This window comes from Vibrio sp. D173a (assembly GCF_030248475.1).
Genome location: NZ_JAHGAH010000651.1, coordinates 1 through 1,190 on the forward strand (window position 1 = coordinate 1; position 1,190 = coordinate 1,190).

The window sequence follows — 1,190 nt, forward strand, 5'->3', positions numbered from 1 at the left end:
ATGAAGTTCTAATCGATCGGAATAACTTAGAGCCGGTTCACTCGAATAAAACTCATCGCCCACAATCGGATGACCTAGCGCCATAGTATGAACACGCAGTTGATGAGAGCGACCGGTGATCGGCAGCAGTCTTAACACTGTCGTATTCTGTTCCACTTTTTCTACTTGATAGCGCGTTTGCGAAGGCTTGCCGTGCTCATAACAGACCTTTTGTCGTGGTCGATTCGGCCAATCACAGATCAAGGGCAGGTCTACCTCACCCTCTGCTGTTTCTACGGTGCCCCAAACGCGCGCATAGTAAATCTTATGAGTCAGTCGATACTGAAACTGCTTCTTTAAATGACGCTCAGCCTCTTTATGCTTAGCAAATAGCATTAGCCCTGAGGTAGACATGTCTAAGCGATGCACCACTTGAATCTCGGGATACAGCGCGACCAAGCGACTCCACATGCTGTCATAATGTTCTTCTGCTCTTCCGGGAACAGACAACAAACCAGATGGCTTATTCGCCACCAAGATATCATCATCTTCGAAAACAATATCAGTCCACGGCTCAACCGGGGGCGTGTACTTAATCAGTGCCATGACACTTATTTAGCTTCATAGGGTTTACCCTTAAAAATTAAAAAAAACATTATGTACATATTTAATTACAAAACAAACCCAGCCTTGTACATTTTAATTGACAGTAATTTTAAACATGTTATTGATATGGAAACAGGAGCTTAACAATAAAACCCAAGGATGTATGAATGGAAAACACGGTCAACGCCCCTCGCTCTACTCAATCAACACCGCTATCTGGATTACTGAAATCACTCGGTCCTGGAATCATGATGGCAGCCGCTGCCGTTGGTGGTTCTCACCTAGTCGCATCGACAAAAGCAGGGGCTATGTATGGCTGGCAATTAGCCGCACTGATCGTTCTGGTTAATCTCTTTAAATATCCATTTTTCCGAGAAGGCATCCAGTACACCTTAGGAACAGGACAAAGTCTAGTTGAGGGCTACTCTAACCTTGGGCGTCCTTATTTACTCGTCTTCACGGCACTCAGTGCGATCTCTGCAGTCGTGAATACTGCTGCATTGTTATTGTTCAGTGCAAGCCTACTCAGTTACTTTATCCCTTTCGAACTCGCTACTAGCACGCTATCGATCATCGTGCTTGCTACCTGTTTGAGCATTCTCTTT

General features: G+C 45.0%; 1 protein-coding gene and 1 pseudogene. One reads left to right on the plus strand and one right to left on the minus strand.

The window, feature by feature from the left end; genetic code table 11:
* On the minus strand, window positions 1-585 hold a 585-nt coding region (locus KIV40_RS28235), incomplete at its 3' end, for a pseudouridine synthase (protein ID WP_285352522.1).
* Window positions 586-752: 167 nt separating this feature from the next.
* On the opposite strand from KIV40_RS28235, the pseudogene KIV40_RS28240 reads away from it, so the two are divergent.
* Window positions 753-1,190, plus strand: a pseudogene (locus tag KIV40_RS28240) (divalent metal cation transporter); the annotation flags it as partial.